General features: G+C 62.9%; 18 protein-coding genes. 6 read left to right on the top strand and 12 right to left on the bottom strand.

Translation table 11 applies throughout. The features are described 5' to 3' along the window. Positions 1-69 precede the first annotated feature (69 nt). The 3 genes from ACN50D_RS29565 to ACN50D_RS29555 form a co-directional block, all read right to left on the bottom strand. A complete protein-coding gene (locus ACN50D_RS29565) occupies positions 70-1,008 on the bottom strand; it encodes an anti-sigma-D factor RsdA (protein WP_231917247.1) in 939 nt (312 codons plus the stop codon). Continuing rightward, a complete protein-coding gene (locus tag ACN50D_RS29560; protein ID WP_003940953.1) occupies positions 992-1,570 on the bottom strand; it encodes a sigma-70 family RNA polymerase sigma factor in 579 nt (192 codons plus the stop codon). Before ACN50D_RS29560 ends, ACN50D_RS29565 begins: the two co-directional genes overlap by 17 nt. A 175-nt stretch (positions 1,571-1,745) precedes the next feature. After that, on the bottom strand, positions 1,746-2,444 hold the full coding sequence (locus ACN50D_RS29555; protein WP_003940892.1) for a hypothetical protein: 699 nt from the start codon (positions 2,442-2,444) through the stop codon (positions 1,746-1,748). A 768-nt stretch (positions 2,445-3,212) separates the two neighbouring features. Between ACN50D_RS29555 and ACN50D_RS29550 the strand changes: the two genes are divergently transcribed. The 4 genes from ACN50D_RS29550 (at position 3,213) to ACN50D_RS29535 (ending at position 5,863) form a co-directional block, all read left to right on the top strand. Beyond that, a complete protein-coding gene (locus tag ACN50D_RS29550; RefSeq protein ID WP_003940939.1) occupies positions 3,213-3,509 on the top strand; it encodes a WhiB family transcriptional regulator in 297 nt (98 codons plus the stop codon). A gap of 192 nt (positions 3,510-3,701) precedes the next feature. Next, on the top strand, positions 3,702-4,367 hold the full coding sequence (locus ACN50D_RS29545; protein WP_007728616.1) for a fasciclin domain-containing protein: 666 nt from the start codon (positions 3,702-3,704) through the stop codon (positions 4,365-4,367). Between the two features lie 88 nt (positions 4,368-4,455). Continuing rightward, positions 4,456-5,124, top strand: coding sequence for a sigma-70 family RNA polymerase sigma factor (locus ACN50D_RS29540; RefSeq protein ID WP_007728615.1), 669 nt, complete (start codon positions 4,456-4,458; stop codon positions 5,122-5,124). Position 5,125: 1 nt separating this feature from the next. Further along, positions 5,126-5,863, top strand: coding sequence for an anti-sigma factor (locus ACN50D_RS29535; protein WP_064443365.1), 738 nt, complete (start codon positions 5,126-5,128; stop codon positions 5,861-5,863). Between the two features lie 74 nt (positions 5,864-5,937). Here the strand turns inward: ACN50D_RS29535 and groL are convergent, their stop codons facing one another. Continuing rightward, entirely contained in the window at positions 5,938-7,548 is a 1,611-nt protein-coding gene (gene groL, locus ACN50D_RS29530) for a chaperonin GroEL (protein ID WP_003940715.1), read from the bottom strand. Between the two features lie 86 nt (positions 7,549-7,634). After that, a complete protein-coding gene (gene groES, locus ACN50D_RS29525; RefSeq protein ID WP_003940763.1) occupies positions 7,635-7,934 on the bottom strand; it encodes a co-chaperone GroES in 300 nt (99 codons plus the stop codon). A gap of 233 nt (positions 7,935-8,167) precedes the next feature. Here groES and ACN50D_RS29520 point away from each other — a divergent pair, with 233 nt between their 5' ends. After that, positions 8,168-9,883 carry a TIGR03767 family metallophosphoesterase gene (locus ACN50D_RS29520; protein WP_007728613.1) on the top strand — a complete coding sequence of 572 codons (1,716 nt, stop codon included), beginning with the start codon at positions 8,168-8,170 and terminating at the stop codon, positions 9,881-9,883. 19 nt (positions 9,884-9,902) lie between these two features. Here ACN50D_RS29520 and ACN50D_RS29515 read toward each other — a convergent pair whose 3' ends face one another. Then, positions 9,903-10,463 carry a potassium channel family protein gene (locus ACN50D_RS29515; RefSeq protein ID WP_007728612.1) on the bottom strand — a complete coding sequence of 187 codons (561 nt, stop codon included), beginning with the start codon at positions 10,461-10,463 and terminating at the stop codon, positions 9,903-9,905. 161 nt (positions 10,464-10,624) lie between these two features. On the opposite strand from ACN50D_RS29515, the gene ACN50D_RS29510 reads away from it, so the two are divergent. Continuing rightward, a complete protein-coding gene (locus ACN50D_RS29510; protein WP_118602441.1) occupies positions 10,625-12,214 on the top strand; it encodes an Hsp70 family protein in 1,590 nt (529 codons plus the stop codon). An 18-nt stretch (positions 12,215-12,232) separates the two neighbouring features. On the opposite strand, the gene tsaD is transcribed toward ACN50D_RS29510, so the two are convergent. From tsaD to alr, 6 genes are all read right to left on the bottom strand, one after another. Next, positions 12,233-13,270 carry a tRNA (adenosine(37)-N6)-threonylcarbamoyltransferase complex transferase subunit TsaD gene (gene tsaD / locus ACN50D_RS29505; RefSeq protein ID WP_007728610.1) on the bottom strand — a complete coding sequence of 346 codons (1,038 nt, stop codon included), beginning with the start codon at positions 13,268-13,270 and terminating at the stop codon, positions 12,233-12,235. Further along, positions 13,267-13,761, bottom strand: a complete 495-nt coding sequence (gene rimI / locus ACN50D_RS29500) for a ribosomal protein S18-alanine N-acetyltransferase (protein ID WP_003940971.1) — start codon at positions 13,759-13,761, stop codon at positions 13,267-13,269. Before rimI ends, tsaD begins: the two co-directional genes overlap by 4 nt. Before the next feature lie 10 nt (positions 13,762-13,771). Then, positions 13,772-14,455, bottom strand: a complete 684-nt coding sequence (gene tsaB, locus ACN50D_RS29495) for a tRNA (adenosine(37)-N6)-threonylcarbamoyltransferase complex dimerization subunit type 1 TsaB (RefSeq protein ID WP_047270201.1) — start codon at positions 14,453-14,455, stop codon at positions 13,772-13,774. Between the two features lie 107 nt (positions 14,456-14,562). Continuing rightward, the gene (gene tsaE, locus ACN50D_RS29490) at positions 14,563-15,054 is read right to left on the bottom strand and encodes a tRNA (adenosine(37)-N6)-threonylcarbamoyltransferase complex ATPase subunit type 1 TsaE (protein WP_211920494.1); all 492 of its coding nucleotides are present in this window, start codon (positions 15,052-15,054) and stop codon (positions 14,563-14,565) included. Continuing rightward, entirely contained in the window at positions 15,044-16,096 is a 1,053-nt protein-coding gene (locus ACN50D_RS29485; protein ID WP_204855610.1) for an alpha/beta fold hydrolase, read from the bottom strand. Before ACN50D_RS29485 ends, tsaE begins: the two co-directional genes overlap by 11 nt. Continuing rightward, entirely contained in the window at positions 16,093-17,295 is a 1,203-nt protein-coding gene (alr, locus tag ACN50D_RS29480; RefSeq protein ID WP_007728606.1) for an alanine racemase, read from the bottom strand. Before alr ends, ACN50D_RS29485 begins: the two co-directional genes overlap by 4 nt. Positions 17,296-17,299: the final 4 nt, after the last annotated feature.

Below are 17,299 nucleotides of genomic sequence, written 5' to 3'. Positions count from 1 at the left end.
CCCCCCCCCCCCCCCCCCCCCCCACTTTCGTATGAATTCAGATCGGAACGATGCCGATCAGAGCGGGTCTCAGGGCGGCGGTGACGAGAAATCACCGGACGGCGACGAGGCAGGCGCCAGAGACGTCGTCGTCGTGGTGGTGGTCGTTGTCGTCGTGGTTGTCGTCGGCAACGAGGTCGGAGGCGTCGAGGAAACCGACGTCGGCGGCAACTGCAGCTGCACTCCCGGATCTGGTTTGGTCGAACTTGTCGGTTCGCCAGGTCCCTGAGGATTGAGCGGTTTGACCGAGGAGCCCGGAATTGCCGTGATCGAAGTGGTCGGGCCGGCCGGCTGACCACTCGTCGGCGGCGGCGCTACGGGTGACGTGGTCTCCTGGACCTGCGTCATCAACTTGCCCCAACGCTCGACGAGGTCGGTCTTGTCCTGCGAGTCCTTGACTGCATCGGCACGGTGAGCTGCGTTGTCCAGCACCATCTTTGCCGCAGGAATGTCTCCGGCAGCCAGCAGCCGCTCGGCCTTTTCCAGCTCGGAAGTCGTGTCGATCTTCGCAACTGTCGAGTTGGCCTCGTCGGCGAAGACGACCTGCTTGACACCCCACAGGGCATCGCCGGGCTGGGCGTCGTACGCCATCGCCGTGGCACCACCGAAGACCACTGCTGCAACAGCTGCAGCGGCGGCGATCGGACGAACCACACGCAATCGAGAACGGGAACGTGAACGCTGACGATCGGAGAAGCCGGACGGCGTCGCTGTGATTGCAGCGATGACATCGTCCAACAACGGACCCTCGGGCATCGGAGTCGCAACGACATCGTCACGCCATTGCGAGAGGATCAACGCAAGTTCGTACTGTTCGGTGCTATCGGTTGCTACCGGCCCACCATTCGAAATGGATTCGATCAGCGCATCGTCACGCCGAACCGCAGCCAAATCCACTGGCGTACCGTCGTCGGCGAGATCACCGAGATTCGAAGCGTCATGCCCCTCGTCTCTAGCCAAAGCTCTCACCTGCTTTCGTCACTTCTTTTTTCAGTTTCGCGATCGCTCTGTGCTGAGCGACTCGTACAGCTCCGGCGGTACTACCGACGGCGACGGCCGTTTCCTCGGCCGACATCCCGACCACCAGGCGAAGTATCAAGATTTCTCGATGCTTCTCCGGAAGTGTGCCGAGAAGTTCGTGCATCTGTCTGCTGGACTCCGAATCGAGAGCTCGCTGTTCGGGACCATCATCCAGTGCTATTACATCCGGTACTTCGGAAACGGGCTCCGACTTGTTACGGGCGGAGCTTCGATGTGCGTCCGCAACCTTGTGCGCGGCAATTCCGTACACAAAGGCCATGAACGGGCGTCCCTGGTCCTGATAACGCGGCAGCGCGGTCATCACGGCCAGACAGACTTCCTGTGCGACGTCGTCAGCGGACAGGTGTCCTCTCTCGGCCGCACCCACTCGACCGCGGCAGTAGCGCACCACCATCGGTCGGATGTTCTCCAGAACCAAAGCTAGAGCTGTACGGTCGCCCTGCGCAGCAGCGGCGACCGCGGTGTCCAACTCATCGCTCGTATTTGTCATCGTCAGCGAAAATCCTGGCGTTACAGTGGCACCTCCCGAGCGGGTGTGCTCCCGCTCTCAGCGGAACCCTCTAAGAGTAACCATCCGGACCGACTGGTCTCCGCATACCTGCCCAGCAGTCGCGATATCGATACAGCTCCTTCTGGAATGTTCTCCGGAGACTTCGGTGGAGTGGTTACGACAAAGGTAGGAGTGATCCACCACGCATCGCAATCAGATCGCCGATCTCCCGGGCACTCGGTGAGGTTCTCTCACCGCTGACACCTTCGATCAACAGAGACGACGCCCAGGCCAGGGGCAGCAGGCCGTATTGCCGGCACCGCGCGAACACATCTGCTGCCATCTTCACGGCTGCGCTCGCGTCGGTTCCGGTCAGCGCGGCGCTACGCAGCAGATCCGACTTCACGCGGTGCCGCACAGACTCCGATTCCGCTGACAATTCGACGGCGCGTTCTGCGTGTCTGCGGGCACGAGCGAAGTCGCCTCCCGCCAACGCCAATTCTGCGGAGACCCATTCGATCCGAATTTCCTGCCGCCACAGCCCGCCCTCGGCATCCAGACGCGCCCGACATTGCGCCAGCAGGCGCCAGCCGAGCGGGAGCCTGCCACAGCCGAGGGCGTCTGCGGCCAGACCGGTCAGAGCGTCACAGGCAGCCTCTGGATCACCTGGCAGGCCGCCGACGATCGCCAGTGCGCGCCCGTCCCACGTGGACGCGAGTGCATGGCGTCCGCTCTGGCGAAGAAACGACGCCCTCGTGCTGGCAGACAGAGAGGCAAGAACTCGATCCGAGTGCGTCGAGAACCCGGCCGTGAGCCGATCGAGGACATCCAATGCAGCCCGCGCTCTTGCGTAGTGGCCCTGACCACCCAGCACTACTGCCGTTGTCCACCAATCTCGGGTAGAGCAAGGCGCCGGGAGGCGGTCGAGATCCGGATCCGCACCGAACGCGGCAGACTCGAGGGGCCCTGGAAGTGCAGTTGTTTCGTTGGGCACAGGTGATTGAGGGCGCGCAGGTGTCGACACAGGTTGATCATCGCAGCAGCACGAGCAGACATTCGCACGACCGGCGTCACACCAACGATGCCAAAAGTCGCAAGAAACACGAAAAGGCAAGTTTGTCGGAGTTAATCAGATATTCAACTGAGATTTGCCAAATGTACTCGTAATGATATTTAACGGGCATATATCCGTGACGTTAACTGCGCATTACTTATTGGACGGATGTCCTAGTTGAAACTTGGGCACTAAGTCCCGAAATGGAGTGCAACCCCGCCCACGCAATATCGGACAAATGACGCAAACCGAGCCGAATGACCGAGTGATTTCGCCGGGCGATCAGCCTCGAACATATCCCTGATCTGTAGGTTTCGCATCTCGAGCAGCCAGGCTTGCCGGCCGCCACCTCGATCGACCCAATTTCGACATCGGCGCAGAACAACGCACGAGGGGCCCGAAATGTAAATATATACTTCGTTAACTCTCGCATTTCGATATATGCCGATCGCCACTGAACGAGCCTATTGACGCGATTTACTCAGCACCCTTACGGTTAGCAAGCGTGAACGATTCAGAAGGCCCGGATAACCTCCGGGCAACTTGGTCCGCTCGTTGATCAACGCGAGCTTGCAGTAAGGAGTCAACATGCCTGCACCGAATCACCTTCCAGGCCCCAACGCAGACATCTGGGACTGGCAGATGCACGGTCTGTGCCGCGGAGTCGACTCCTCCATGTTCTTCCATCCCGATGGCGAACGCGGTAGAGCACGTGCCCAGCGCGAAACCCGCGCAAAAGAGATGTGCCGTCAGTGCCCGGTCCTGATGCAGTGCCGCAGCCACGCGCTGACCGTCGCCGAGCCGTACGGCATCTGGGGAGGAATGTCGGAAACCGAACGTGAACTACACGCGCGCCACCGTCGCACCACCCGCATAGCTTCCTGATACACGTAGGTAGAGCGCACTAGGCCCCCGAGAGTTTTCGGGGGCTTTTGCGTGTGGACGGGACACCGTCGAAAATGCGTGTGGACGGGACACTGTCGAAAAGAATTTCCGACACGACCCATCCGACCGACGCCCGCCTCCGAATGCCTTCTGACAGTGCACCTCAGCACATCCCTTCAGGAAGGCAGACCCATGAACACCTCTACTCGAGTTCTGGCAGTCACCGCAGCAGCCTCTTTCGCCGTCTTCGGCGTGGTCGGTTGCTCCTCGGACGACAACGATTCGTCGACCGACACGTCCAGCGCCGCCATGACGTCTTCTGCCATGGGATCGAGCATGTCTCCCAGCAGCGCGATGGCGGAGCCTGCTTCTGATCTGGTCGGTGCAGGTTGTGCCGACTATGCAGCTGCAGTGCCGAGCGGCGCCGGATCGGTCAGCGGAATGGCCCAGGATCCGGTTGCCACAGCGGCATCCAACAATCCGTTGCTCACCACCTTGACCGCGGCAGTCTCCGGCCAGCTCAACCCGGACGTCAACCTGGTCGACACCCTCAACGGCGGCGAGTTCACCGTCTTCGCACCGATCGACTCGGCATTCGCCAAGATCGACCCCGCCACGATCGACAGCCTCAAGACGGACAGCGCCACGCTGACCAAGATCCTCACCTACCACGTGGTTCCCGGCCAGATCGCCCCTGACGCGATCGACGGAACTCACCCCACCGCCGAGGGCGGAACGGTTACCGTCACCGGATCCGGTGACAACATCAAGGTCAACGACGCAACTGTCGTCTGCGGTGGAGTCAAGACCGCAAACGCCACCGTCTACCTCATCGATTCGGTGCTGATGCCGCAGTAGTCCCCACCTGCTGTGCGCCTTTATCAACCCCCCGCGGTTAATAAAGGCGCACAGCGGCCAACGGCGGGCCAAGAGAAAAGAACCGGACATGCACGCTACGGTTGTACGCGATGAAGCGAGACAACTCTTCGTGAGCGAGCCAGACCATGCGTCGGATGCGGCCGACGCATGCCCGACGGACAATTCTGCGGCCCGCACCGCGCGAATCGCGGAATCACGCGAGCTGGCAGTGATCCTCGCGAACGTCGCCGGTGGCGACCAGAGCGCCTTCGCCGAGTTCTACGACCGAACCAGCTCCCGTGTGTACGGCATGGTTCTTCGTGTACTCCGTGATCCAGGTTTCTCCGAGGAAGCGGTCCAAGAGGTCTACCTCCAGGCCTGGAAATCAGCCGACAGCTTCGACCCTGCCAAGGGGTCCGCGCTTTCCTGGCTCCTGACACTTGCACACCGGCGCGCAGTGGATCGCGTGCGCTCCGAACAGTCGAGTTCGGATCGACAGGCTCTCTACGACACCACCAATGCCACTCCCGAATTCGACGTCGTCAGCGACGAAGTGACACGAAGAGACGAGCATCGTGCTGTCACCGACTGTCTCGAAACGCTGACGGACACTCAGCGCCAATCGGTGACTCTCGCCTATTACGGCGGCCGAACGTACCGCGAGGTGGCCGAAGATCTCGGCGTGGCGATTCCCACGATCAAGTCGCGAATTCGCGACGGACTACTGCGCCTACGTGGATGTTTGGGGGTGATGTGAGATGGACGAAGAGCTGATCGACTACGCGTACGCCTACGCGATCGATGCGTTGGACCTCGACGAGCGCCGTGAGGTCGACAAACGACTTGCCGCTTCGGACTCCGCGACCCGCGCCGAATTCGACGCCCAGGTCCGGCTCACCGCCGAAACCATGGCCGCGATGACCGTCGTCGACGCCGTCGAGCCCCCGCCGTCGCTGCGCAGAAGCGTCCTCGCCTCGATCGCAGAACAGACCGCGGCTCCCAACGCCCCGGTTTCGCTGGCCGAGCGTCGTAACCGTCGACGCCCGTGGACCATGGCTCTTGCGGCGGCCGCCGCAGTCGCAATCCTGGTCGGCGGCATCGGAATCGGACGCACGCTGTCCGACAACACGCCTCCGCAGAACGCCGCGTCCGAAATCATGGCAGCACCCGACGTTCATGCCACGACGCGTGACATCCCGGGCGGCGGTAGTGCCACGACGCTGTTCTCGCCCTCCGAAGACGCCGCAGTCCTCGTGATGAACGATGTGACTCCCCCGAGTCCGGATACCGTCTACCAGATGTGGCTGGTGCCGGGCGACACCGACGACACCACGATGATCCCGATGGGGACGATGGCTCCGGGCGACGTCAAACCCACTACTCAGGTGGTGCTCGACGGCATCGGTCCGAATACGAAGTTGGCGTTCACTGTCGAACCGCCCGGCGGATCGCAGCAGCCGACGAGCGAGCCGTTCGCAACGATCCCGCTCATCTGATCGCCAGACGAAAAAAGATCCCCCACCGGAATCCGGTGGGGGATCTCTTCTTTGTCGAAACTACGAGCAGCGAGTCAGTGGCTGTGACCGTGTCCGGTGTCGGCAACTTCCTCGGTTGGCTTCTCGACGACGGCGCTCTCGGTCGTGAGGATCATGCGCGCGACGGAAGCGGCGTTGACCACTGCCGAGCGAGTGACCTTGACCGGGTCGACGACGCCGTCGGCAAGCAGGTTGCCGTAGGTGAGGGTGGCAGCGTTGAAGCCTTCGCCCTTGGTCATCTCGGCGACCTTGCTGACAACGACGGAACCGTCGATGCCTGCGTTGCTGGAGATCCAGAACAACGGGGCGTTGAGGGCTTCGCGGACCACGGCAACGCCGGTGGCCTCGTCACCCGTCAAGCCGAGGTTCCCGATCAGAGCCGTACCGGCTTGAACGAGAGCCGATCCGCCACCGGGGACGATGCCCTCGGAAACTGCTGCCTTGGCTGCGTTGACCGCATCCTCGACGCGGAACTTGCGTTCCTTCAGATCGGTTTCGGTGGCTGCGCCGACCTTGATGACGGCCACGCCGCCGGACAGCTTCGCCAGACGCTCTTCGAGCTTCTCGCGGTCCCAATCCGAATCGGTGTTCTCGATCTCGCGACGCAGCTGCGCAACGCGGGTCGCGATGTCGTCAGCGGTGCCTGCACCGTCGACGATGACCGTCTCGTCCTTGGTGACGACAACGCGGCGAGCGCTGCCGAGCAGCTCGAGGCCGGCTTCCTTGAGCGAGAGGCCGACGTCGGTGTTGATGACGGTGCCTGCCGTGACGACTGCGAGGTCGTCGAGGAATGCCTTGCGACGATCACCGAAGAACGGCGCCTTGACGGCGACGGCCTTGATGGTCTTGCGGATGGAGTTGACCACGAGGGTGGAGAGAACTTCACCCTCGACGTCCTCGGCGATGATCAAGAGCGGCTTGCCGGATTCGGCAACCTTCTCGAGCAGCGGAAGGAAGTCGGGAAGTGAGCTGATCTTCTCGCGGAAGAGCAGGATCAGCGCGTCTTCGTAGACGGCCTTCTGCGCATCGATGTCGGTGACGAAGTAGGGCGAGAGGTAGCCCTTGTCGAACTGAACACCTTCGGTGACAACGAGTTCGGTTGCAACGGTGGAGGATTCCTCGACCGTCACGACGCCGTCGGTTCCGACACGGGTGAGTGCCTCGCCGACGAGCTTGCCGATCTCTTCGTCACGTGAGGAGACGGTGGCGACCTGAGCGATCGACTTCTCGCCCTCGACGGGGGTGGCTGCGGCGAGCAGTTCCTCGACGACCTTGTCGGCTGCGGCGTTGATGCCGACGCCGAGAGCCATCGGGTTCGCGCCCGCTGCGATGTTCTTGAGTCCGCCGCGGACGATGGCCTGGGCCAGAACGGTCGCGGTGGTGGTGCCGTCGCCGGCAACATCGTTGGTCTTGGTGGCGACGCTCTTGACGAGCTGTGCGCCGAGGTTCTCGAAGGGATCTTCGAGCTCGATCTCACGGGCGATGCTCACACCGTCGTTGGTGACGGTGGGGCCGCCGAATGCCTTGGCGAGCACGACGTGGCGTCCACGCGGGCCCAAGGTCACCTTGACGGCGTCGGCAAGCTTGTCGACTCCGGCTTCGAGAGCGCGGCGTGCGGTCTCGTTGAACGCAATTTGCTTGGACATCTGTTCTGTCAGCTCCTGAATCTTCGGGGCGTGAACGCATTCCGCCCCGGGATCCTGTGTGGACTCCGGGGCGGATCACGTGTGTCTTACTTGGAGACGACAGCCAGCACGTCGCGTGCCGACAGGATCAGGTATTCCTGGCCGGCGTACTTGATCTCGGTTCCGCCGTACTTGGAGTAGATGACCGTGTCACCCTCCTTGACGTCGACCGGGATGCGGTTGCCCTGCTCGTTGACGCGGCCTTCGCCGACTGCAACGACGGTGCCCTCCTGGGGCTTTTCCTTGGCTGTGTCAGGAATGACCAGGCCGGAAGCCGTCGTCGTTTCAGCCTCGTTGGCCTGGACGAGGATCTTGTCCTCGAGCGGCTTGATGTTGACGCTCGCCACGATGAGCCCTCCACTTTGGGGTATGTGCGTCCGAGGCGATCCTCGGACAGCTGTTTGGGTATGCCGTTTACGGCGCGTCACTGCAGTCCCGTCGTCGCGGGTGCCGGAACTCGATCAGCGCCAATTGGCACTCTATACGTGAGAGTGCCAACCCTCAAGGACTGGGCGCATTTTTCTCTTCGTCCAGAGCGAAACAGGACAGCCGTCCACCACGTTCACCTATTGTTCACTTCGTGACGAACATCAATCGCCGTAGTTTTCTGACCTTCGCCGGACTCGGCGCCGTCGGCGCGGTCAGCCTTGGCAAGCCGTGGGGCCTGCAATATGCAGGCGCGTCGACCATTCCGACGTCAGGTCCTGGCACCACTCTCGAGTCCGTGTCCACCCCCGTCAGCAGTAGCGGCTACACCAAGCTCACCGCCGGACCCGGTTGGGCGAACATCGTGCGCAGCGAGTTGGCCGAGCCGAAGTCGGGACGCGAGGACCGACGCACCGCACTCGCCTCACTCGTGCAGCTGACCGACGTCCACATCGTCGACGCCCAGTCCCCCATGCGATTCGAGTACGTCCACCAGATCACCGGCTCGGCGTTCCGCCCCCAGGAGACCCTGACGGCGCACGGGCTGATTTCACTTGTCCGCCGGGTCAATTCGATCGGCAGTGGCCCGCACACGTCGCGACCCTTCGATGCCGTCGTCACCACCGGCGACAACACGGACAACAAGGAATTCGCCGAACTCGACTGGTTCCTCACCTCACTCAACGGCGGAACCGTCGTCGCCAACACCGGTGCCAAGGACCGCTACGAGGGTGTACAGAACTCGGGTGCCGATCTCTACTGGAACCCCGAGTCACCGATGCTCGACATGTACAAGAAGGCCGGATTCCCGGAGATCCCCGATTTCTTCGGTGCCGCTTTCACGCCCGTGTCGAGCCCCGGCCTGAACACCCCTTGGTACTGCGTGTTCGGCAACCACGACGATTCGGTGTCCGGCACGGTGCCCAGCGGCATCCCGCCGCTCGAAGCGATGTACACGGGATCTCTCAAATTCGAGGTGCCTGGTTCACCGGAGCAGGCCAAGCAGATCGACGTCGCCACCAAGTTCGATCCCAGTGCGATACCCGGAATCCTGTCCGCCTTCACGACGCCGCCGCGCCAGGTCACCCCCGACCCGTCGCGCGCGCCGTTCACACCGCGACAGTTCATCGCCGCACATCTTGATCCCGCGCACACCGGTCCCGGCCCCGTCGGACACGGTTTCGCCCCCGACGCCGGCGAAACCGGTATCGGTTACTACTCGTTCGAGATCGCACCGGGCGTCGTCGGCATCAGCATGGACTCCACCAACCGCGCGGGCCTCGTCGACGGTTCGCTGGGCGCCGCTCAGTTCCAGTGGATCGAGAACACCCTGCGCGCCGGCAGCAGCACCTACTACGACGCCGCGGGCTCTCGCGTCACCGAGTCGCGAGGTGACACGTATTTCGTGCTGTTCAGTCACCACACGAGCGACACGATGGACAATCTCATTCCCGACCCCGAGAACGTCCTCGAGCCACGCCTGCGCGGTTCACAGCTTCTCGACTTGCTGCATCGTTTCCCGAACGTACTTGCCTGGGTCAACGGACACACCCACGAGAACAAGATCACCCCGTGGCCCGGCGCGACCCCCGAGCAGGGCTTCTGGGAGATCAACACCGCCTCTCACATCGACTACCCGCAACTCGGACGCATCATCGAGATCGCGGACAACCATGACGGAACGGTGTCGTTGCTTGCGACGCTCTTCGAGGCGGAGAGTCCCAATTCCGTCGACTACAGCGACAAGTCGGCAGCCGGGCTCGCCTCGCTGTACCGCGAACTGTCGTTCAACGACATCCACCGCGACCCGAAGCTGACGGGTACCGGCGTCGACCAGAACGTCGAATTGTTGGTTCACACCGGACGATGACTCCGATTGCCGCAGTGTCCTAGGTGATTTCAGGTCCGCTCGAAGGCGAGCGGTGCGCTTTCGCCCACGACACTGCGGCAACGACGAATCGAACGCCGAATCCGATCAACACCAGATTGCAGACGATCTGAAGGCTCACGAGCCCCCGGGCAAGGTCCGTCTGCGCGGCGATGTCACCGAATCCGACTGTCGAGAAGACGGACAACGAAAAGTACAGCGCCGCCATACGCGACAGCGGTTCGGTGAAACTGCCAGGGCTTGCATGCTCGACCGAAAAATAAGTGATGGACACCAACAACAAGTACGTCGGCATCACCACCGCCACAGCTTCGACCGCCTGCAGAGATGGCACATCGGAACGCAGAATTCGCCACACCTGCCAGGTGGTCACGGCAAGTACCGCGGCGCCTCCACCGATCAAGAGGAAGATTGCACTGGCGGTATGTACATCGATCCACGGCAGAAAGAAATACGCGCATCCGAAGGCGATCACCGTCAGCGTGGGTCGAAGCACTGCACCACGGATCAGCGCGCGTCGTCGTTCCCGGTCGATGTGGGGAGAATCGCCTTTTTTCCGCATGAATCAATGATCGACAATTTCGCAGGTAAAACCACCCTTTCGGTCCGAAAAGGACGTCACGGAGACGAAAAGCACTGAGCAATCCTCACGAACCTTCTGTAACGTTCATATAACGGCGGTCGATTGAACATTGACCGGTATTGACTGTGAGGAGGTGTGCGATGAGTTGTTCACTGGGAATTTCCACTGGATCTTCCGGTGTCTATTCAGCACTCGTCGACACCGATACCAGCACAAACGCGCCAGGCGCCGTGCCTGCCGAGACTCGCTTCGTCTCGGCGGATCAGGCCAATTCCAACGTCGGTGACCTTGTCAGAGCATCCATCAAGCTGATGACGACGCAGGTAACGGACGGATCTGAAGCGCCGCGCTCGATCGGTGTCAGCTATCGCACGGACGATCAACTCGCGAGCATCAGGTCATCTCTTTCGCGCTCGCCGAAGCAGGTCCGTGCAATCCCCGAGCCTGCCGCCGTACACGCGTATCTCGCGGAGACAGGGAAAACCGAGCGGTACGACACGACAGCTCAGGTGGACGTCGGTGATCAAGGTCTGACGGTGTCCGTCGTCGACCACACCGGTGAAGTTCTGCACTCCGACCGTATCGACGCCCTCGCAGGGGCCGGAATCGACCGGGCATTGGTCGACTTCGTGACGGAGAAGGCTCCAGGGCACTTGCGCCGGTACACCGACGCGGAACTTCTTGCCGCCCGGTGCCATGTCGCCAAAGAGCAACTGTCCACGTCCACCAAGGTGACCGTCGACCTTCCGATCGACGCGATGACGATCACGCGCGACGAGTTCGAGGCCATCATCGCCCCGGATATCGAGCGCGCCGTCACCTTCATCCGTGAAGTCGTGAAGGGCTCACCGCGGCCCGTCGGTGCCGTTGTACTCATCGGCGGTGGCGCACATATTCCGGCCGTGCGGTCCGCCGTCGCCGCTGCCGTCGACATCCCCATGGTCGAGATCGTCGAGCCCGAGACTGCGGCAACCAAAGGTGCTGCACTCCTGGCAGATTCGATCACCGCAATTCGTTTCCCGCTGCTGGGCTCCGGAAGTGACCAGCGCTCCGGATCCACCGCCAAGGTATCGGGAGCGTTGATCGGTGCGCTCGTGGTCGGCGGACTGGTACTCGGTTACGGCGCAAAGGAATTGGTTCCGACCGACGACACCGCGGTCTCGCCCGTCGGAACCGGGTCGACCACGACGACGGTGAGCCCCGAAGCGACACCGAGCACCGGATCGACGATCATTCCGTCTCATGATCCTCTGCCTTCGGTAGCCGGCAGCACGTATCCTCGGTACGGGTATCCCACCACCCCGTTCGACTCGCAGCCTTACGACACGCACTCGTACACAACGCATCAGTACACACTTCCGCCTGCGCCGATCCCGGACACCTCGACGACAACCACGCCGCCGACCACGACAACGACCACTCCGAATTGGCCGACCATTCCCGGAATCACGCTGCCCGATCCACCGGCGTGGTGGCCGACGCTACCGGACACCGAGGCGACGCCCCCGGTCGATCCGACCGAGGCAAACCCCGGCGGCGGTCTCGGCCCGGGTGAAAGCGGCGGCGAGAACCCGACGACGCCGGAGACTCCTGGATCCGGTTCCACCGAAACCGAAATCACTACCCCTGGTGGTGGTGATCCGACGACGAAGCCCGGTGAACCGAATACCTCGATGCCCGAAAACGGTCCCGCGACCACACCGGATCGGGAACCGGCCCCGGTCGGCTGATTCTCAGTCGGCCGATTTTCAGTGCATCAGCTGGCTGACGGAGACCGACAGCCCCGGGTCCGTCGCAACACTCAATTCCGAAGGGCCTGCGCCGTTTCCGATCAGGTGAGCGGCCAACGATGCGATCATCACGCCGTTGTCCGTGCACAGTCGAGGTTTCGGAATGCGCAACGTGATGCCTGCTTCGGCGCAGCGCTGCTCGGCGAGTGAGCGGATGCGCGAATTGGCCGTGGCGCCGCCGCCGAGAACCAACGTGTCAACACCGACATCCTTGGCTGCACGCACTGCCTTCATCGTCAGGACGTCTGCAACCGCTTCCTGGAACGAGGCAGCGATGTCCGGGATCGAAAAGGTCTCGCCTGCGCGCTCTTTCGATTCGACATAGCGCGCGACGGACGTCTTGAGTCCCGAGAACGAGAAGTCGTGCCGCGAATCGCGCGGCCCCGTCATACCGCGAGGGAAGGCGATTGCGTTCCGATCTCCCTCTTGCGCAGCAGCATCGAGTGCCGGTCCACCGGGAAAGCCGAGTCCGAGCAGTCTGGCCACCTTGTCGAAGGCCTCACCGGCGGCGTCGTCGACAGTCGTGCCCAGTTCGACAATGGGCTTGCCCAGATCTTCGACGTGAAGCAGGTGTGTGTGACCGCCGGAGACCAACAATGCGACGCACGAGGGCAACGGACCGTGCTCGAGAGTGTCCACCGAGACGTGACCGCCGAGATGATTGACCGCATAGAACGGGATGTTCCATGCTGCCGCATAGGCTTTCGCTGCGGCTACACCGACCAGCAGCGCGCCGGCCAGGCCGGGTCCGATGGTGACGGCCAGCGCGTCGGGCTTCTCGATACCGGCGGCAGCAAGGGCACGGCGCATCGTCGGCACGATCGCCTCGAGGTGAGCCCGCGAGGCCACTTCGGGAACCACTCCCCCGTACCTGGCGTGCTGATCCACGCTCGATGCCACCTCGTCGGCCAACAATTCGCAGGTTCCGTCACCGTTCCAGCGGACGATACCGACACCTGTTTCGTCGCAAGAACTTTCGACACCCATGACGATCATGCTTGCTGCTCCTCAATTTCGCGGACACCGAGCACGGCAGGCCGTCTCATCGTGTACGCATCTGCCCCACTGGGCTGGTAGTACTTCTTTCGTGTTCCGACGATCTCGAATCCTTCCCGCCGGTACAGCGCGATGGCAGGTTCGTTGTCGGTGCGCACTTCCAGGAACACCGGGCACTGCCGTGAATCCGCCAGAGTCAGAAGCGCATCGAGCAACGCGCCGCCGATTCCGAGTCGCTGAGCCGAGGGATCTGTACCGATGGTGTGAACCTCGGCCTCCATGTTGGGCGACGCCCCCAACAATGCGACTCCGGCGTAGCCGAGGACGTGACCGTCAGGCTCCCGGGCAACGAAGTAATGATTATGTGCGCCTGCAAGTTCCGAGACGAATGCTTGTGCGCTCCAGGGTCCGTCGCCTGCGAACAACGCGCGCTCCAACTCCGCGCACCGTTCGGCGTCATCGACGTTCATCGGCTCGATGCTGTACTTCATCTGCTCTGTCTCACTTGCCACGTTCTGCAAGGGTCTTCGCGTCCGGGCGTCGGAGGTACAGCGGCTCCAGCGGGGCCGGAACCGAGCCGGACAGGATCTCGCGAGCAGCGACTGTCACCAACCCGGCCGGTGAAGGTGTCTCCGCCGGGTCGACGGGTAGATCGAAGAAGTCCACGTGCGAAGCGGATCCGGCAATCAGCGTCGAAGGCGAAGGATCGACGTCGCCGGCGGAATTCACAGCCGGTCCTTCGACGCGCACTCCGCCGTCATAGCGCGCCCAGTAGATCTCGCGACGCCTCGCGTCAGTCACGACGAGCAGGCTCGGTGTGGTCGGTACCGCAGCCGCGATCGCATCGAGGCTGCACACGCCGTACACGGGAACACCGAGTGCGTCACCGAAGGCAGCGCCCGTCGCCATGCCGACACGCAGTCCGGTGTACGGCCCTGGCCCGACACCCACGACGACGGCGTTCAAGTCGGCCGGTGTGAGCCCTGCCTCGGCGAGGCATTCGAGGACGTGAGGGGTCAAGACCTCGGCGTGCGCACGAGGATTGACCGTGACACGCACGGCAAGCGTCTCCACTGTGTCCGGTGACTCTGTGTCCGGTGCCACTGGGTCCGGCGACGAAGCCGACAGGGAGACGACTCCGGCAGTGACTGCCGGAGTGGAGGTGTCAATTGCGAGAACAAGCACGATTTCTCAGGGTACCCGCACGTGAAGAACTACTTCCGGCCCGGGAGGGTCACGACGTCTGTGACACCAAACTCCGTTTCACGACGTCTGTGACACCAAACTCCGTTTCACGTCGTCCAGGACCAACTCGCAGTCCGCACATCCGATTCGGGTTCCCGATGAAGCTGCACTCGCAGGTGCCGTTCGACGAGCCTTTCCACGACGTCACCACCCCATTCGACCACCACCACTGCATCGGTGAGGTCGGTGTCGAGGTCGAGGGCATCGAGTTCGTCGAGCGCATGCGGTCCGCTGTCTCCCAGCCGGTATGCGTCGACGTGGATCATGCCGACGGGAACTCCGCCGCCAGGGCGGGTGCCCGAACGATGCTCACGAGCGATGACGAACGTCGGGGACGTCACCCGGCCCTGCACCCCGAGCCCGGCGCCGATTCCGCGCGTCAACGCGGTCTTGCCTGCCCCGAGTGGACCGTCCAGCACCACCAGGTCGCCGGCAACAAGTCCCGCCGCCAAGCGTCGGCCGAAAGCCTCGGTATCCTCGGCCGTTTCCAACGTGATCTGTCCGGACACGGGAAGTCCCGTGGAGTTCTCAGCCGACATCGGACCGCTCTTCTACCTGCGCTCGCTGCACCAACTTGTCGATTGCGTCCGTCACGATCGCCGGGAACTCGAGCTGCACCAGATGGCCGGCCCCGTGAACTCGCACGAGTTCGGATTCGGGGAGATCGGCGGCGAGACGCTTGGAGCTGATGAACGGAATCATCATGTCTTGATCGCCGCAGATCACGACTGCCGGTGTGTGCGCGAGGACCTCGAGAGAAGCGGACTCGTCGTGTAGTTCCAACGTCCGCAGGAAATTGACGATGGTCACAACCGAGGTCCGGTCGAGCATGCCGTCCGAGAGTTCATGCAGCCGTGGGCTGACATCGGTGCCGTACGAGGCCGCACGCAGGATCGGCGTGATCAATACTCGCGCAGCGCCCCGGGCATGCTGAACTATTCCTGGTGAGGTGCGCACTGCCAACCGGAATCCGTCGATGATCGGATTCTGCAGATTGCGGGTCAGGCCGGTCTCGGCCAGGCCTGCCGCCGTCGTCGCGACCAGCCCCACGCCGATGACTCGGCCCTCGAACCATTCGGGTCGCTGACCGGCGAGCGCGAGTACCGTCATGCCGCCCATCGAGTGACCGACCAGAACTATCGGTCCCTTGGGTACCTTGGCCTCGACGACGGTCGCGAGGTCGCGGCCGAGCTGAGAAACCGTACAACTCTTCGAACGCGGCATGCCCGAGTCTCCGTGTCCGCGCTGGTCGTAGAACACCATGCGAACCTTGTTGCCCCATCGCTCTTCGAGCTGGCGGCGCTGGAAATGCCAGGACAGCGCACTCAGGCAGTATCCGTGCACGAAAACGACTGTCAGCGGAGCGTCGTCCGGTCCCACTTCGCGAACTGCCAGCTCGACACCGTCCTCGGTGCGCACCGTGCTCTTGCGGTCGCGCGTCATGAGGTCGAAGTCCTCGTCCGCGTAGATTTCCCGGCCCGGACGCGTCGCGGTCTTGAATGCGTTCACGCCGGCCATCGAGCCGAGCGCCACGGCGCTGAGCAGGCCACCGAGAATGCTCATCTTTCCTGCAGTCTTCATGACGTCTCTCCCCCGATGTACGTACGCACAGTGCGTCCACGTATCCCGGTCACGACCTCGTAATGAATGGTGTCGAGTACGTCGGCCCAGGCCTGCGCGTTGGGTTCGCCGTGATCGCCGTTGCCGAAGAAGATCGCGGTGTCGCCTTCGCGAACTCCGTCACCGTCCGGACCCAGGTCCACCAATACCTGGTCCATGCAGATTCGCCCGACAGCCTGGCGACGCTTACCGCCCAACTGCACTTCGAACTTGCCACTCAGTGAGCGAGACAAACCGTCGGCGTAGCCGACGGGAAGCAGCGCAAGAGTGGTGTCGTGCGGTGCGACCCACTGATGCCCGTAGGAGACGCCCTCTCCGGCGGCTACCTTCTTCACCAGAATCACCTTCGCTCGCAGCGTCATCGCCGGTCGTAAACCGAAATCTCCGAGTTCGGGCACCGGAGACAGTCCATATATCGCGATTCCGGGCCGAACCATGTCAAACCGCAGGTCAGGACGGGTGACTGTAGCAGCGGAGTTGGAAAGATGAACGACTTCGGGGTCGAATCCGCGAGCGCGGACGTCGGCAACCGCGTCGATCAAACGCTGCTTCTGCATGTCGATGACGTCGTGATGCGGTTCGTCCGAGTGCGCGAGGTGAGAGAACACTCCGCGCAGCCTGATCGTGCCCTCGTCCCGCGCAGTGGCGAGGTCGTCGAGCATCTGCGGCCACTCGGTTCTCGATACGCCGTTGCGATTGAGACCGGTGTCCACCTTGAGCGTCACCATCGCCTTTTGTCCCAGAACCCGTGCCGCGTCGACGACAGCGGCCAGGTGTCGCGGGGAGGACACGCCGATCTCGACGTCCGATCGGATCGCCGAGGCGAAATCGGCGTCGACGCCGTGCAGCCAGGCAAGGACGGGAGCGGTGATGCCTGCCTCGCGAAGGACCAGTGCCTCCGCGATGGTGGTGACGCCGAGTTCCCGGGCTCCCGCCGAGAGCGCCGTCCGCGCCACCGCAACTGCGCCGTGGTTGTATCCGTCCGCCTTGATGACCGCCATCAACGCTGCATCCCCGGCAAATTCACGCAGAACACGCACGTTGTGCGCGATCGCGTCCAGATCGACGACTGCCTCCGTCTGCGGCCCTACTGCGTCGTCGAGTCGGCTCGCCTTCCCCTCCGCAGGCTCCTTCGGTGCTCTTCCCTGGGCAAGCGTCATGGCG

Source organism: Rhodococcus sp. SB1D (genome assembly GCF_048573875.1).
Lineage (GTDB): Bacteria > Actinomycetota > Actinomycetes > Mycobacteriales > Mycobacteriaceae > Rhodococcus_F > Rhodococcus_F qingshengii.
This window is presented reverse-complemented; position numbering and strand designations above follow the sequence as displayed.

Excerpts from the sequence above, each read along its gene's own strand:
- groL (WP_003940715.1), bottom strand. The coding sequence starts at position 7,548 with ATGTCCAAGCAAATTGCGTTCAACGAGACCGCACGCCGCGCTCTCGAA.
- alr (WP_007728606.1), bottom strand. The coding sequence starts at position 17,295 with ATGACGCTTGCCCAGGGAAGAGCACCGAAGGAGCCTGCGGAGGGGAAG.
- ACN50D_RS29515 (WP_007728612.1), bottom strand. The coding sequence starts at position 10,463 with ATGCGGAAAAAAGGCGATTCTCCCCACATCGACCGGGAACGACGACGC.
- ACN50D_RS29485 (WP_204855610.1), bottom strand. The coding sequence starts at position 16,096 with ATGAAGACTGCAGGAAAGATGAGCATTCTCGGTGGCCTGCTCAGCGCC.
- ACN50D_RS29510 (WP_118602441.1), top strand. The coding sequence starts at position 10,625 with ATGAGTTGTTCACTGGGAATTTCCACTGGATCTTCCGGTGTCTATTCA.
- ACN50D_RS29535 (WP_064443365.1), top strand. The coding sequence starts at position 5,126 with ATGGACGAAGAGCTGATCGACTACGCGTACGCCTACGCGATCGATGCG.
- rimI (WP_003940971.1), bottom strand. The coding sequence starts at position 13,761 with ATGAAGTACAGCATCGAGCCGATGAACGTCGATGACGCCGAACGGTGC.
- ACN50D_RS29545 (WP_007728616.1), top strand. The coding sequence starts at position 3,702 with ATGAACACCTCTACTCGAGTTCTGGCAGTCACCGCAGCAGCCTCTTTC.
- ACN50D_RS29550 (WP_003940939.1), top strand. The coding sequence starts at position 3,213 with ATGCCTGCACCGAATCACCTTCCAGGCCCCAACGCAGACATCTGGGAC.
- ACN50D_RS29540 (WP_007728615.1), top strand. The coding sequence starts at position 4,456 with ATGCACGCTACGGTTGTACGCGATGAAGCGAGACAACTCTTCGTGAGC.
- tsaE (WP_211920494.1), bottom strand. The coding sequence starts at position 15,054 with ATGTCGGCTGAGAACTCCACGGGACTTCCCGTGTCCGGACAGATCACG.
- tsaD (WP_007728610.1), bottom strand. The coding sequence starts at position 13,270 with ATGATCGTCATGGGTGTCGAAAGTTCTTGCGACGAAACAGGTGTCGGT.
- ACN50D_RS29560 (WP_003940953.1), bottom strand. The coding sequence starts at position 1,570 with ATGACAAATACGAGCGATGAGTTGGACACCGCGGTCGCCGCTGCTGCG.